Raw genomic sequence first — 15,097 nt, 5'->3', positions numbered from 1 at the left:
ATCGCTGCATGACTGCCACCGACTCATCCCACGCCCATCCGCTGTTGCAGGTCAGCGACCTTGCCAAACGCTATGGCGAGGGCGAGGCCCAGACCACGGTCTTCGCGCAGGTGAGCTGCGAGATCGCCGCCGGCGAATTTGTCGCCATCGTCGGTAACTCCGGCGTGGGCAAGTCCACCTTTCTCAACTGCCTGGCCGGGCTGGACAGCTGGCAGCAAGGCCGGGTTCTGCACAGCGGCACGGATCTGTCCACGCTCGATGAAGCCCGGCGCGCCATCTGGCGGCGCGCGCATCTGGGCTTTGTGTTCCAGGCCTTTCATGTCCTGCCCCATCTCGATGTGGGGCAGAACATTGCCCTGCCGCTGATGCTGCTGGGCCGCATGGACGACCAGGGTCAACAGCGCGTGCAGCAGGTGCTGCAAGCCGTGGGACTCGCGGGTCTGGGCCAGCGCCTGCCCCAGCAGCTCAGCGGCGGCCAGCTGCAGCGCGTAGCCATTGCGCGTGCCCTGGTTCATTCACCGCCTCTGCTGCTGGCCGATGAGCCTACGGGCAATCTCGACCCGTCCACTGCTCAGCAGATCATGGATTTGCTGCTGCAGCAAACCCGCGACAACGGCACAGCGCTGGTGCTGGTCACCCATTCCGCAGAAGCGGCCAGGCGCGCCGATCGCGTGCTGCGGCTGACGGCAGGCGGCATGGAGGCCGAACTATCCGCCTCCCAGCAAACCTCCCTGGGCCTGTGACTTCACGCTCCCCGCTTCTTCTGCTGCTGACCAGCTTCTCCTGGCAGGAGTTGCGCCAGCACCCCTGGCGTACGGCCACGGCGCTGATTGCCATCATGCTGGGCGTGGCGTTGGGCTTTGCCGTCCATGTGATCAACCAGTCCGCACTGGACGAATTCTCCAGGGCGGTGCGCAGCGTCAACGGCCAGCCTGATCTGCAGCTGCACGCCATGCAAGGCGGCCTGCCGCTGGCGCTCTACCCCCAGGTGGCTCAGACCCCGGGCGTCGCCAGCGCCGTGCCCTGGGTCGAAACCACGGTGCTGCTGCCCGGCAGCAGCGCAGACCCGCAGACGCGCAGCACGCAAGGGGCAGCTCAGGGCGTGAGCTTGCGCGTGCTCGGCAGCGATGCCCTCAAGCTCGCCCCTGTCGCCCCGGCACTGATGCCGCGTTTGTTTGAAGGGGGCGACCGTCTCGATCTGTTTGCTCCCGACGCCGTGTTTCTCAATGCCGCTGCCTTGCAGGCCCTGCGGCTGAGTCCTGAGCAGGCCGTCAACGCCCCCATACGATGGCTGCTCAACGGCCAGGCCCAGCAGTTGCGCATTGCGGGCACGGTCGCCGCCAGCGGCGTACCGGTCGCAGTCATGGACATTGCCGCACTACAGCAGAAGCTCGGCCTGTTTGACCGCATCGACCGGCTGGACCTATTGCTGACCGACAGCGCCAGCCGCAGCCAGGTAGGCGCCGCCCTGCACGCATTGGCGGCCTGGCAAGACCAGATACTGATCCAGCAGCCCAGCGACGATCAGCAGCGCGTGGGCGAGATGTCGCGCGCCTACCGCGTCAACCTCACGGTGCTGGCGCTGGTGGCCTTGTTCACGGGAGCGTTCCTGGTGTTCTCGGTACTGGCGCTCAGCGTGGCTCAGCGCGCGCCGCAGTTCGCGCTGCTGGCCGTACTCGGAGCCACGCCGCGCCAGCGCATGGCACTGGTGCTGCTGGAAGCGCTGGCGCTGGGGACTCTGGGCAGCCTGGCCGGTATTGCGTTGGGTACGGCGCTGGCCTGGCTGGCGCTGCAGGTGCTGGGCGGCGATCTGGGCGGCGGATTCTTCGCCGGCGTGCAGCCCGCCCTGCACTGGAGTCCTGCGGCAGCGCTGATCTTCGGTCTGCTGGGCCTTGCAGCCACGCTGGCCGGCGCCTGGTGGCCCGCACGTGCCGCCATGGATCTGCCACCTGCGGCCACGCTCAAGGGGCTGGGCAGCACGCACGAGAGCGCTCCGCGTCTGTGGCCCGCTGTCACACTGCTCGCAGCCAGCCTGGTGCTGGCCTTTATGCCGCCGGTCGCAGGTGTCCCGCTGGCCGCCTATATGGCCGTGGGCCTGCTGTTGCTGGGCGGCATGTCGGCCCTGCCCTGGCTGCTGGGTGCGGTACTGGCACTGGTACCCAACGCCTTTTCGCGCCAGCCGCTGGCCATGCTGGCGCTGGAGCGCGCGCGGCGCATGCGCCACGCCACTACCGTGGCCGTGGGCGGCGTGGTGGCCAGCCTGAGCCTGGCGGTGGCCCTGACGGTGATGGTCACCAGCTTTCGAGGCAGCATGATGGAGTGGCTGGATGCCGTGTTGCCCGCGCCCCTGTATGTACGCGCCGCAGGCGGCTCCAGCCGTGTCGATGCTGCCCTGCTGCCCGCCGACGCGGCGCAGCGCCTGGAACGGTTGCCCGGCATAGCGCGTGCCCAGGCCATGCGCAGCAGCCAGTTGGTACTCAGCCCCGAGCGCCCGGCCCTGAGCCTGCTGATTCGCCCGCTTCAAGGTGAGCAGGCCATGCAGCTTCCCTGGGTGCAGGGGCCGCTCCATCAGGCCCGCCCGGGCATAGCCGTGCACATCAGCGAAGCCGTTGCCCAGCTCTATGGCCTGAAGCCCGGTGACAACTGGCCGCTGCTCTCCAAGGCTTTCAGCCTTCAAACTCAGGACCATCAAGCGCCAGCAGCTTCCTTTTACATAGCATCCGTGTGGCGCGACTATGTGCGTCAGTTCGGTGCTGTCGCCCTGGACTGGCAGGACTATCTGGCGCTGGTGGGCAAAGCTGGCAATGCGGCGCAGATCAGCGAAATTGCCATCTGGCCGGAGACCCCGGGCCCCGATCTGCAAGCGGCGATAGAGCAGGCCCTCGGCACGCCGGGGCAGTCCCCCCCGGCGCTGGAGTTTGTCAGCAGCCAGGCGCTGCGCGAGCGCTCCCTGCGCATTTTCGATCGCAGCTTTGCCGTCACCTACTGGCTGCAGGCCGTGGCCATAGGCATAGGCCTGTTCGGCATTGCCGCCAGCTTCAGTGCCCAGGTGCTGGCCAGACGCAAGGAATTCGGGCTGCTGGCCCATCTGGGCCTGACGCGCCGCAATGTGCTGAGCGTGGTCGCCGCCGAGGGACTGGCCTGGACCATGCTGGGCACCATCGCCGGCACGCTGCTGGGCCTGGGCGTGGCAGTGATCCTGGTGCATGTGGTCAATCCGCAGAGCTTTCACTGGACCATGGAGTTGCGCCTGCCCCTGCTGCGCCTGCTGGCGCTGGGCGCTGCCGTGGTACTGGCCGGCGTCATCACCGCGTGGCTGGCCGGGCGCCGCGCCGCCAGTGCCGACGCCGTGCTGGCCGTCAAGGAGGACTGGTAGCTATACCTGCACCCCCGTCAGCGTTTTTCACAGGATTGCGCCATTGCGCAGCGCACAATGAAACCTTCACCGCTGCGAGGAGTTCTTATGCAAATCCAGCCCTATCTCTTTTTCGATGGCCGCTGCGAAGAGGCTCTGGATTTCTACCAGGCCGCTCTGGGCGCCGAGGTCACCATGCTGATGCGCTACAAGGATGCTCCGCCGCAGCCCGAGCCATCAACACAGCAAGGCTGTGGCCCGGGCCAGATGGATCCCGAAAAAATCATGCACGCCAATGTCCAGATTGGCGAGACGCAGATCATGGCATCTGACGGCATGAACGGCGGCAAGCCCGACTTCAAGGGATTTTCTCTGTCCATCACCGCGCCCAGCGAGAATGAGGCCGACCGCATCTTTGCCGCCATCGGCCAGGGCGGCAAGGTACAGATGGCGCTGGACACCACGTTTTTTGCGCGTCGTTTTGGCGTGGTGACCGACCGCTTCGGGGTCAGCTGGATGGTGATCGTTCCCCTGGTCGATATAGGCTGAGGCGGCGCAAAGCAGCACCTCGGGATCAGGGCATTGTGCTGATCGGCTGGGCGACAATGGGCGATGCCTTATCAGCCCACGCCCTCCCAGCCTCAACAACCGGCACTGCTGGCCCTGTCACGCAGGCAGTCCCTGCAGACGCTGGCTGCGGCCGGTCTGGGCTGGGCGGCTCTGGGCCTGCCTCTGCCAGGCATGGCTTTGCCACTCAAGACCCTGCAGTTTCCGCGCGACTTCGGCAGCCACCCGGATCTCCAGACCGAGTGGTGGTACATCACCGGCCGACTGCAGGCCGGCGGCAAGCCCTGGGGCTTTCAGCTGACCTTCTTTCGCTCTCGCATCGAAGCTGCCCAAAGCCTGCAATCGACACTCGCAGCCAAGCAACTGATCTTTGCCCATGCGGCCTTGTGCGATGTCGAGGGCCGCAAGCTGCTCCACGATCAGCGCATGGCGCGCGCGGGCCTGGGTCTGGCAGGAGCCAGCGAGAGCGATACCGATGTGCGTATCAACGACTGGTATCTCCAGCGTCGCCCCGTGCAAGGCCAAAACGCCGTGCAGGCCAGCCGTTACCAGGCGCTGCTGACAACCAAGGACTTCACGCTGGATCTTGAATTTGACAGCACGCAGCCATTGCTGCTGCAGGGCCTGAACGGTCTGTCACGCAAAGGCCCACGTGAGGAACAGGCCAGCTATTACTACAGCCAGCCCCAGCTCAAGGTCGGCGGCTCCATCACCGTGGCCGGCCAGTCGCTGCCTGTGCAAGCCAGCGCACACAACCACGCCTGGCTCGACCATGAATGCAGCGCTGCCATCATGGACCCAGAGGCCCAAGGCTGGGACTGGATAGGCATGAATCTCGATGACGGCAGCGCACTCACTGCCTTTCATCTGCGCCGACGCAATGGATCGGCACTCTGGGCAGGCGGCTCATTTCGCGCACCGAACCAGAGCGCGCAAATCTTTGGCGCCGATCAGGTACGGTTCGAGCCGCTGCGCCACTGGAACAGCCCGCACAGCAAGGCCAGCTACCCCGTGGCCTGGAGCGTGCGGACACCGGCGGGCCGTTTCGAAGTTCAGGCCCTGGTGGACGACCAGGAACTGGACAGCCGCGCCAGCACCGGCGCCATTTACTGGGAAGGTCTGTGCGAGCTGCGCCGCATAGGCGCCGATGGAACAAGCCGTCGCGCGGGCCAGGGCTACCTGGAGATGACAGGCTATGCGAACGCGCTACGGCTTTAGGACCTGGGACTTGCACACCAGAGCACCGAGCTGATCGAGCAACAGCTGCAGATGGCGCTCGCGCAAGTTCTCGCCCAGCAGATCGACCTGCAGCAGGCTCTGCCAGGTCGCGGCATGATCCACGCGGAAGCCGGACAGGGCCGAAATCAGATAGTGGACATCGACAGCGGTCGGCTGCTCCCTGAACAGGCCCTGCGCCACGCCGCGCTGCAGGATGCGCTCGATCGGCTCCAGCGCCGCCTTGCGCAACAGCTCGGTCTTGGAGATCTGACCCAGCATCTCTCCGCTCTGGAAATTCTCCTGCAGCACCAGACGCGTGAACTCCCGGTTCTGCTCGTGATACTCGAAGCTCTTGCGCGCCAGAGCATGCAGCGCCTGCAAGGGCTCCAGCGCATCGAGATTGAGCAGTTCCTCGGACTCGCGGATATCCGAATAGCTCTGCTCTATGACCGCGAGATACACATCCTTCTTGTTACCGAAGTAGTAGTACAGCATGCGCTTGGCGCAGCCCGCTCTGGCGGCAATGCGCTCCAGCCGAGCCCCGTCATAGCCGTAGTTGGCAAACTCGGTCTTGCCCGCGTCCAGCAGGGCCTGGCGCATGTCGGCCGAGGCCTCGTCTGCCGAAGGCTGCTGGCTCAGTGAATTTTCAGGACCTTGCTGCTCGCTCACGACCACATCTCCATTGACTCAAGCGCGCCAGCGTACATGAAAAAAGCCCCCCCACGCTTCCCACTGCGTGTGGTCGCGGCCCCTCCGAGAGGGGCGCTGTTCATCTTGGGGCGGCCCGGCGATGAAAAAAGCCATGGCTCTGGCGAGCCATGGCCGGTCGGATCAATGCCTGCGGCGCTTATTTGCCGCTATCCGGCAGCGCGTAGGCAATCACATAGTCACCGCGGTCGGGCGACTGGCGGGCACCGCCGGCCGAGATCACCACGTATTGCTTGCCGGTTCTGGGCGACTTGTAGGTCATGGGGCCGCCCTGGCTGCCCACAGGCAGACGGCTCTTCCAGATTTCCCGGCCAGTGGCGCTATCCCAGGCGCGCAGATAGTAATCCTGCGTGCCGGCAAAGAACACCAGGCCGCCTTGCGTCGCCAGCGTACCACCCAGCGTGGGCAAGCCCACCGGCATGGGCATGCGCATCTTGATGCCCATGGGACCCTGATCCTGCACCGTGCCCACAGGCACCTGCCAGACCACTTGCTGAGTCTTCATGTCGATGGCTGTCAGCGTGCCGAACGGGGGTTTCTGGCAAGGGATACCCAGCGGCGACATGAAGCGGTCCTTGATCACCGCATAGGGAGTGCCGCCCAGCGGCACCTGGCCCATGCCGGTGTTCGGCGCCTCGCCGCCGTCGGACAGCTTGTCCTTTTTCTGCTGGGGCATCATCTGCACCCACAGGCCCAGACGCATGTCGTTCACAAAGATCAGGTTGTTGCCGGGGTCCGCCGACAGACCGCCCCAGTTCATGCCGCCCAGCGAGCCCGGAAAGCTCAGCGACACATCGGTGCCTGGCGCGGTGAACAGGCCTTCATAGCGCATGGACCTGAACTTGATGCGGCAGATCAGTTGGTCCACCGGCGTCGCGCCCCACATATCGGCTTCGGTCAGGGTCTTGGTGCCGATCTGCGGCATGCCCACGGAAAGAGGCTGGGTCGGAGCATATTTTTCGCCGGGAATATGACCGGGCTTGACGGCAATGTCTTCCACCTTGGTCAGCGGCTGGCCGCTGTGGCGGTCCAGCACAAAGATCTGACCGGCCTTGGTGCCGACCACCAGCGCGGGGGTGCTTGTGCCGTCCTGCCGAGGGAAGTCGATCAGCGTTGGCGCCATGGGAATGTCGAAGTCCCACAGATCGTTGTGCACGGTCTGGTACACCCATTTTTCCTTGCCCGTGGCGGCATCCAGCGCGAGGATGGAGGCGCCGTACTTCAGGTCCGCAGCAGAACGCGTGGCGCCATACAGGTCCACCGAAGGCGATCCCATGGGCAGGTAGACGGTGTTGGAGCCGGGGTCGTAGGTCGTGCCTGCCCAGACATTGGCCGAGGAGCGGGTGTAGGTCTGGCCGGGCTTGAGCACTTCATTGGGCGTGGCCGATCCGGAGTCGAACGCCCAGCGCTGCGCACCGCTCACCACATCGAAGCCACGGATCACGCCACCAGGCATGTCCACCTGCACGTTGTCGGCCACGCGACCACCAACCACCACCGTGGTGCCGGCCACCGTGGGGGCCGATGTCAGGGTGTAGAACGCGGGATTGGAAACAGTGCCGACGCCCTGCTTGAGGTCGACCACGCCATGATCGCCGAACTCGTCACAGAGCTCGCCGTTGTCTGCATTGATGGCAAACAGGCGTGCGTCGATGGTGTTCATGAGAATGCGGCGCTTGCAGGCTGCACCGGCCGGCAGGCTCACCGCCTGCACGGGAGTCGATCCCGGCACGCTGGGCTGGGCCAGCGCGGCATCCGCATCAAAGTAGGCCAGGCCACGGCAGCGCTCCCACACACCGCCCACATGGGAGTTGGTGTCATGACGCCACAGCTGCTTGCCGGTATCGGCGTCAAGCGCGATCACATTGTTGCTGGGCGTGCAGACAAACACCTTGTCGCCCACCTGCAGCGGCGTGGTCTGGTCCTCCGCACCGGCACCCGTGGATTGGGGCACATCGCCGGTGTGGAAAGTCCAGGCCACCTGCAACCGGTTCACGTTGTCCGCGTTGATCTGATCCAGTGCGGCAAAGCGGTCATTGTTGCTGCTGTTGCCGTAATGGCTCCAGTCCTTTTGCTCACTGGCTGCATCCACGGGCCTGCGGGTCACGGCAGACTGGGTCTGTACCTCGGGGTGGATCTGGAACATGGACACAAAGGCCGCCATGCCAGCCAGAAGCAGGACCGCTGCGCCTGCAAACGGTGCCTTGCTGGCCGAGGCCTTGCCCGACCCGCCTGCCTTGCGCAGCAAGGGCATGCTGGCCAGCACCGCCACCGCAGCAAAAGTCAGGGCCAGCAGACGCGAAATCAGGCTCCAGTAATCCAGGCCCACTTCGGCAAGCGCCCACAGCACGGTGGCGGCAAAAGTGGCCAGATAGAACCATGCTCCGCTCACCCGGCGGCGAATCAGTTGCAGGCCGGACAGCAGCAGCCCCAGCCCAGCGAGCAAGAAGTACCAGCTGCCGCCCAGGCTGATGAGCTTGCCACCGCCTATCAAGAAGAACAGGCCGGCAAGCGCCAGCGCCGCCCCCAGAACCCAGAGCCAGATGCGCGCAGCCAAGGGCTGCGCCTGCTCCTGATGTGTCATATCGAACCTCGAACTGTATGAGCCCGCGCGCGCACCGGCCTCCGGTGACGGCTAGGCATTTCTTGAATGAGAAAAAAAGTCCATTGTTGTGAGAAATAAAGTCCATCGCTTGAAAACGTGTACCAGCAATTTCAGGAATCTCTGAAATTTCCATTTCCACGCAGGAATCCGGGCAACAAAAAAGGCCGCAGATGCGGCCTTTGGAGAGAGGGCGAAACGCCTTATTTGCGACGCTGCAGCCAGGCGATCAGCTCGCCCATGATGCCCTTGCGGAACAGCAGCACACACAGCACGAAGATCAGGCCGGTGACGATGGTGACGGACTCGCCCAGCGTGCCAAACCATTCCACTCCCGTGGTGTGCGCAAGAAAGGTACCGACCTCGCCGATCTTGTTTTCCAGCGCCACGACGACGGCCGAACCCAGCAGCGGGCCCGACAGCGTGCCCAGACCACCCATCAGCGTCATCAGAATCACATGCCCGGAGGTGGTCCAGTGCACATCGGACAGGGTGGCAAAGCCCAGCACCAGGGTCTTGAGGGAACCGGCCAGACCCGTCAGGGCCGCAGAGATGACAAAGGCCAGCAGCTTGAAGCGGTTGACGTCATAGCCCAGCGAGATGGCGCGCGGCTCGTTTTCCTTGATGGCCTTGAGCACCTGGCCGAACGGCGAGTGGATGGTGCGCACGATGAGCAGAAAGGCCGCCACCACGATGACCAGCGCCACGTAGTACATGACCATATCGCTGCTCAGATCGATCACGCCGAACAACTTGCCGCGCGGCACGCCCTGTAGTCCGTCCTCTCCGCCGGTGAACTTGGCCTGCAGCGCGACAAAGAACAGCATCTGCGCCAGCGCCAGCGTGATCATGGAGAAATAAATGCCCTGGCGGCGAATGGCCAGCCAGCCGAAGATCAGGCCCAGCAGAGCGCCGACCAGCGTGCCCAGCAGCATGCCGATCTCGGGGGTGAAGCCCCAGGCCTTGATGCTGTAGCCCGCCACATAGGCCGCGCCACCCAGAAAAGCCGCATGACCAAAGGACAGCAGCCCCGTATAGCCCAGCAAGAGATTGAAGGCTGAAGCGAACAGTGCAAAGCACATCAGCTTCATGACGAAAACGGGATAGGCACCGAGGAAGGGCGCGACGATCAGGCCCAGCAGCAGCAGGCCGTAGCCCACGGGGGCAATGCGTTGAACAAGCGTCTTGGATTTCATGTCGTGCCCCTCTTATTTTTCTTTACCGAACAAGCCAGCGGGGCGAATCAGCAAAACAATGACCATGATGAAAAACACGACGGTGGACGAGGCCTCGGGCCAGAAAACCTTGGTCAGTCCTTCGATGACGCCCAGCGCCAGACCGGTGAGGATGGAGCCCATGATGGAGCCCATGCCGCCGATCACCACCACGGCAAACACCACGATGATGAGGTTCTGCCCCATCAGCGGAGTGACCTGATAGACCGGAGCGGCCAGCACGCCTGCAAAGGCAGCCAGCGCGGCACCGAAGGCATAGGTCAGCGTGATCATCACGGGCACGTTGACGCCGAACGCCTCGACCAGACGCGGGTTTTCGGTGCCGGCACGCAGATAGGCGCCGATGCGCGTCTTCTCGATCACGAACCAGGTTGCCACGCACACCACGATGGAAGCCACGACCACCCAGGCACGGTAATTGGGCAGGATCATGAAGCCCAGATTGGTCGCGCCTTCCAGTAGCTCGGGCGTGTCATAGCCCAGGCCCGAGACGCCATACACGGAGCGGAACACCCCCTCGATCAGCAGCGACAGCCCCAGCGTCAGCAGCAGGCCGTAGAGATGATCGAGCTTGTAGATCCAGCGCAGCAAAAAGCGCTCGATCAACACCCCCAGAATCCCCACCAGCACCGGCGACAGGATCAGCATCACCCAGTAGTTGATGCCGAAATAGCTCATGGCCATCCAGGTGCACATGGCCCCCAGCATGAACAGGGCGCCATGCGCAAAGTTGATGACATTGAGCAGGCCGAAGATCACGGCCAGGCCCAGACTCAGAATTGCGTAGAACGAACCGTTGACCAGCCCCAGAAGGAGCTGGCTCATCAGGCCGGGCAATGAAACGCCGAAGATTTCCATGAGAGATACGCTGGTGAAGGTGAGGTCTGCATCAAACCGGTAGTGCTATTACTTCCAGAGCGCGCACTTGGTTTCGGCCTTGGTCGTCCAGACCGTCTCGGCAGGCAGCTTGGTCAGTACCTTGAGGTAGTCCCAGGGCTTGGTGGATTCGCTGGGCTTCTTGGCTTCGACCAGATACATGTCGTGGGCAAACGTGCCGTCGGGACGGATCACGCCCTTGCCGTAGAAATCGTTGATGGGCGTGCTCTTGAGGTGGGCCATCACCTTGTCGGCATTGGTGGTCTTAACCGCTTCGACAGCCTTCAGATAATTCATCACGGCCGAGTAGTCGGCGGCCTGCACATCGGTAGGCATGCGCTTGGTCTTGGCGAAGAACTTGTTGGCGAACTTGCGCGATTCGTCGTTCATGTCCCAGTACCAGCTGGTGGTGTGCAGCAGGCCTTCGGTGTTCTTCAGACCCAGGCTGTGGATGTCGGTCAGGAAGACCAGCAGACCGGCGGTCTTCATGGTCTTGTTGATGCCGAACTCCTTGGCAGCCTTGATGGCATTGATGGTGTCGCCGCCCGCATTGGCCAGACCCAGGATATGGGCCTTGGAGCTTTGCGCCTGCAGCAGGAAGGACGAGAAGTCCGAGGCATTGAGCGGATGCTTGACCGAGCCCAGCACCTTGCCGCCCTTGGCGTTGATGACCTTGGTGGTGTCGGCCTCCAGAGCCTGGCCGAATGCGTAGTCGGCAGTCAGGAAAAACCAGTCCTTGCCGCCGCGATCCACCACGGCACCGCCCGTGCCCTTGGCCAGGGCGACGGTGTCGTAGGCGTAGTGCACGGTATAGGGGTTGCACTGCTCGTTGGTCAGCGCGGAAGAGCCCGCGCCGCTGTTGAAGTGAACGCGCTTTTTCTCGTTGGCGATCTGGGAAACCGCCAGTGCCGTGCCGGAGTTGGTGCCGCTGAAGACCATGGAGATACCCTGCGTATCAATCCATTCGCGCACCTTGGAGGCAGCGATGTCTGCCTTGTTCTGATGGTCTGCGCTGACCAGCTCGATGGGCTGGCCCAGGGCCTTGCCGCCGAAGTCGTCGATCGCCATCTGCATGGCGACCGCACCGTTCTTGCCCTCCACGTCGGCGTACAGGCTGGACATATCGGTGACGAAACCGATCTTCACCTTTTCCTGGGCCTGGGCCAGGGGGCTGGACAGACCGGCCACGGCCAGCATGCAAGAGAGAACGCTCAGTTGTGCTTTCATCTTTATCTCCACGGGTTGGATCTCTGTTGTGAACGAATGGGAGGTGCTTGAAGGCTCAGACGCCCAGCAGCTCGTTGAGCACGGACATCTTCTCGTCCAGTTCGCTGGCTCCGAAGCGCAGGGCGACATGGCCGTGCTCGACCACATAGAAGCGGTCGGCCAGCGGGGCGGCAAAGCGGAAGTTCTGCTCCACCATCACCACGGTGTAGCCTTTCTCGCGCAGCGTGGTGATCATGCGAGCCAGGGTCTGGACGATGACGGGGGCCAGACCTTCGGAAATCTCGTCGAGCAGCAACAGGCGCGCGCCCGTGCGCAGAATGCGCGCCACGGCCAGCATCTGCTGCTCGCCGCCCGACAGGCGTGTGCCCTGGCTGTTCCTGCGCTCATAGAGATTGGGGAACATCTGGTAGATCTCGTCGATGCTCATCCCCGGCTCGCCGGTCTTGAGCGGCGGCGGCAGCATCAGGTTCTCTTCGCAGGACAGGCTGGAGAAAATGCCGCGCTCCTCCGGGCAGTAGCCCACGCCCAGGTGGGCGATCTTGTGCGTGGGCATGTGAATGGTTTCCACGCCGTTGATCCTGATCGAGCCCTTGCGCGAGCCGGTCAGCCCCATGATGGCGCGCAGCGTGGAAGTGCGCCCCGCGCCATTGCGGCCCAGCAAGGTCACCACCTCGCCGGGATTGACCACCAGATCCATGCCATGCAGCACATGGGATTCGCCATACCAGGCATTGAGTCCCGAAATTTCCAGCGCCGGAGTACTTGTCTTATTCATTGTTCATCTGATCTCAAAACTGGCACGAACCCAAGTCAGAAACACCAAGCAAGGGCCGCCCCGCAGCGATGGTGTTGTCCCCCTCAGGGGAAAGCCGCGTGAGCGGCACAGGGGGAGCCTTCAATGCGCCCCCTGAAGCTGCCCGTCCGTGGTCCCCATATAGGCCTCCATCACCTGCGGATTGCGGGAAACCTCTTCATAGCGACCTTCGGCCAGAACCGCGCCGCGCTGCAGCACGGTGATGCGATCGGCGATGGTGGCGATCACCTTCATGTTGTGCTCCACCATCAGGATGGTGCGACCGGCCGAGACCTTCTTGATGAGCTGGGTCACGCGGTCCACGTCTTCATGGCCCATGCCCTGAGTGGGCTCGTCCAGCAGCATCAGCTCGGGCTCCATGGCCAGCGTGGTCGCAATTTCCAGGGCACGCTTGCGTCCATAGGGCAGGTTCACGGTCACTTCATCGGCCAGGTCCTGCAGACCGACTTCGGTCAGCAACTCCATGGCGCGGTCATTGAGCTGATTGAGCGTCTTTTCGCTGGTCCAGAACTGGTAGGCCGTGCCCAGCTTGCGCTGCAGGCCGATGCGCACGTTCTCCAGCAGGGTGCAATGCGGGAAGACGGCGGAAATCTGAAACGAGCGAATCACGCCGCGTCGCGCAATCTGTGCCGGCGCCTCGCGGGTAATGTCTGCCCCGTTGAACTGAATGCTCCCGGAAGTGGGCTCCAGAAACTTGGTCAGCAGATTGAAGCAAGTGGTCTTGCCCGCGCCATTGGGCCCGATCAGCGCATGAATGGAGCCACGCTGCACGGCCAGATCCACCTTGCTGACCGCGGTAAAGCCTTTGAACTCTTTGGTGAGTTGCCTGGTTTCGAGAATAAGGTCGCTCATGCGCTGGCCATCAGTCCTGAATGCTGCAAAACAAAGAGGGCAGCACCTTGCCGTGCTTCCTCTGCCTGAGCGGCATCTTGGTCTTTCATGCTGCAGTGCCGCAGCGGGAAACTCCTAGGAGTGGTGCCCGGCGAGACTTAGGCTTTCCCTAATCCCTTGTAAAACAAGCATCCAAAGCAGGAGTAATTACAAACTTCAGAATCCCGACAGCAAAGCGGTCGCACAGGAGACAGCGGCACTCCAAAGGATGTCAGCATCCACCTCGGAAGCTGCAAAAAGCTTATCCCTTATATGTATTGCGCTATCAATATTAATGAGACGAAATGGAATATGCACCCGCAGCACAGCGCTCCCCAGATTGCCCCTGATGCCGTAAACCCTGAGTTTCTCAATGCCCACTGGAGTAACTGGGTTACTAGCCCAATGCGCGCAAATATGCTTGCTATTTGTCGCCCTCAAAAACCCAGGACGACAAAGATCAGCCATCGCGCTATTGATTCAGAAGCTTCTTGCGCTTTATTTATATGAGTTTCAAATCGTTTTATTTTTGAAACACATAGCGAACTTGCGATAGCAGCTATCAAAATATTTTTTCATCGATGCAGAAGCGCGTGTCTGAAAAACCGGCTGCGCTGCTCTTGAGTTCCGGCGTGAAAACGCATGGAATAAAACCCCGTGCAGAACTGTTTACTGCTGGTCAACCACAAGGAGAGACCTCATGTTTCGCATCGCTTCGCTGACGCTCGCTTCTGCCGCCCTGCTGGCGGCCTGCTCGACCGGCCCGGCCGCCCCGGCCAAGTCTCCTGCCACCACCCTCAATGGCGTGCTGGTAGGACCGACCCAGATGACGCTCTACGTCTTTGACAAGGATGCTGCAGGCTCCGGAAAAAGCGTCTGCAACGGCGGCTGCGCCACCAACTGGCCGCCTCTGATGGCACCGGCGAATGCAGCGCCGATCGGCGACTGGACCGTGGTGATGCGCGACGACGGCAGCAAGCAATGGGCCTACAAGGGCCGCCCCCTGTATCACTGGGTCAAGGATGCCAAACCCGGCGACATGACGGGTGACGGCTTCCTCAACAATAGCTGGCATGTCGCCAAGCCTTGAGTGAAGGTCGACGCCGCCCTGGTCCATATTCCCCGCCTGCGCCGCTATGCGCGCGCGCTGGCGGGCGATGCTGCGCAGGCAGACGATCTGGTCCAGGACACCCTGGAGCGCGCCTGCCAGAAGTGGGCCCTGTGGCAGCCGCCGGTCGCCGCCTCGGCCGAGCAGGTGCAAAAGGCCTTGCTCAGCTGGCTGCTGACCTTGATGCACAACCTCTACGCCAATCAGTGGCAGCAGTCCTCGCGGCATCGCATGGTGGCGCTTGACGAGGCCCAGGACACGCCCCACGACCCCATGCCCAGGCTGGCGCTGCAGCTGGATCTGGAGCGGGCCCTGTCCCATCTCACGCCGCAGGCCCGCGAGGTATTGCTGCTGATCGGCATGGAGCAGTTCAGCTATGGCGAAGCCGCGCAGATGCTGGGCGTTCCCGTGGGAACGGTGATGTCGCGCCTCTCGCGCGCCCGCGAGCAGCTCAGGCGCCTCATGGAAGGAGAAAGACCCGTGACGACCGTGTTGAGGGCTGTCAAATGAAGGAAAG

General features: G+C 63.0%; 13 protein-coding genes. 6 read left to right on the top strand and 7 right to left on the bottom strand.

Annotation, left to right across the window (positions count from 1 at the left end; genetic code table 11):
* The first annotated feature begins 8 nt into the window (after positions 1-8).
* From FSY59_RS07935 to FSY59_RS07920, 4 genes are all read left to right on the top strand, one after another.
* The gene (locus FSY59_RS07935; protein ID WP_003057784.1) at positions 9-743 is read left to right on the top strand and encodes an ABC transporter ATP-binding protein; all 735 of its coding nucleotides are present in this window, start codon (positions 9-11) and stop codon (positions 741-743) included.
* Entirely contained in the window at positions 740-3,376 is a 2,637-nt protein-coding gene (locus FSY59_RS07930) for an ABC transporter permease (RefSeq protein ID WP_148728755.1), read from the top strand. Before FSY59_RS07935 ends, FSY59_RS07930 begins: the two co-directional genes overlap by 4 nt.
* An 87-nt stretch (positions 3,377-3,463) precedes the next feature.
* Positions 3,464-3,904 carry a VOC family protein gene (locus FSY59_RS07925; protein WP_003057786.1) on the top strand — a complete coding sequence of 147 codons (441 nt, stop codon included), beginning with the start codon at positions 3,464-3,466 and terminating at the stop codon, positions 3,902-3,904.
* A 63-nt stretch (positions 3,905-3,967) separates the two neighbouring features.
* Positions 3,968-5,140: a lipocalin-like domain-containing protein gene (locus tag FSY59_RS07920; protein ID WP_148728754.1), complete on the top strand. Its 1,173-nt coding sequence runs from the start codon at positions 3,968-3,970 to the stop codon at positions 5,138-5,140.
* Here FSY59_RS07920 and FSY59_RS07915 read toward each other — a convergent pair.
* The 7 genes from FSY59_RS07915 to FSY59_RS07885 all read right to left on the bottom strand — a co-directional run bounded on the left by FSY59_RS07915 (position 5,129) and on the right by FSY59_RS07885 (position 13,454).
* A complete protein-coding gene (locus FSY59_RS07915) occupies positions 5,129-5,809 on the bottom strand; it encodes a TetR/AcrR family transcriptional regulator (protein WP_050872276.1) in 681 nt (226 codons plus the stop codon). The genes FSY59_RS07920 and FSY59_RS07915 overlap by 12 nt on opposite strands.
* A gap of 178 nt (positions 5,810-5,987) precedes the next feature.
* On the bottom strand, positions 5,988-8,432 hold the full coding sequence (locus tag FSY59_RS07910; RefSeq protein WP_003057794.1) for a membrane-bound PQQ-dependent dehydrogenase, glucose/quinate/shikimate family: 2,445 nt from the start codon (positions 8,430-8,432) through the stop codon (positions 5,988-5,990).
* 221 nt (positions 8,433-8,653) lie between these two features.
* Entirely contained in the window at positions 8,654-9,646 is a 993-nt protein-coding gene (locus tag FSY59_RS07905) for a branched-chain amino acid ABC transporter permease (RefSeq protein WP_003057798.1), read from the bottom strand.
* A 12-nt stretch (positions 9,647-9,658) separates the two neighbouring features.
* Positions 9,659-10,543, bottom strand: coding sequence for a branched-chain amino acid ABC transporter permease (locus tag FSY59_RS07900; protein ID WP_003057801.1), 885 nt, complete (start codon positions 10,541-10,543; stop codon positions 9,659-9,661).
* A gap of 48 nt (positions 10,544-10,591) precedes the next feature.
* Positions 10,592-11,788: an ABC transporter substrate-binding protein gene (locus FSY59_RS07895; RefSeq protein WP_003057804.1), complete on the bottom strand. Its 1,197-nt coding sequence runs from the start codon at positions 11,786-11,788 to the stop codon at positions 10,592-10,594.
* Between the two features lie 55 nt (positions 11,789-11,843).
* Positions 11,844-12,563: an ABC transporter ATP-binding protein gene (locus FSY59_RS07890; protein ID WP_003064410.1), complete on the bottom strand. Its 720-nt coding sequence runs from the start codon at positions 12,561-12,563 to the stop codon at positions 11,844-11,846.
* A 120-nt stretch (positions 12,564-12,683) separates the two neighbouring features.
* Entirely contained in the window at positions 12,684-13,454 is a 771-nt protein-coding gene (locus FSY59_RS07885; RefSeq protein WP_003057809.1) for an ABC transporter ATP-binding protein, read from the bottom strand.
* A gap of 718 nt (positions 13,455-14,172) precedes the next feature.
* On the opposite strand from FSY59_RS07885, the gene FSY59_RS07880 reads away from it, so the two are divergent.
* A complete protein-coding gene (locus FSY59_RS07880; protein WP_050872264.1) occupies positions 14,173-14,562 on the top strand; it encodes a hypothetical protein in 390 nt (129 codons plus the stop codon).
* Complete coding sequence (locus FSY59_RS07875; RefSeq protein ID WP_003057811.1) at positions 14,563-15,090, top strand: RNA polymerase sigma factor; 528 nt, start codon at positions 14,563-14,565, stop codon at positions 15,088-15,090.
* The last annotated feature ends 7 nt before the right edge of the window (positions 15,091-15,097 follow it).

Source organism: Comamonas sp. Z3 (assembly GCF_008121565.1).
Taxonomy (GTDB): Bacteria; Pseudomonadota; Gammaproteobacteria; order Burkholderiales; family Burkholderiaceae_C; genus Comamonas; species Comamonas brasiliensis.
Note: the sequence above shows the minus strand (reverse complement) of the source record. Positions and strands in the feature narration are given on the sequence as shown.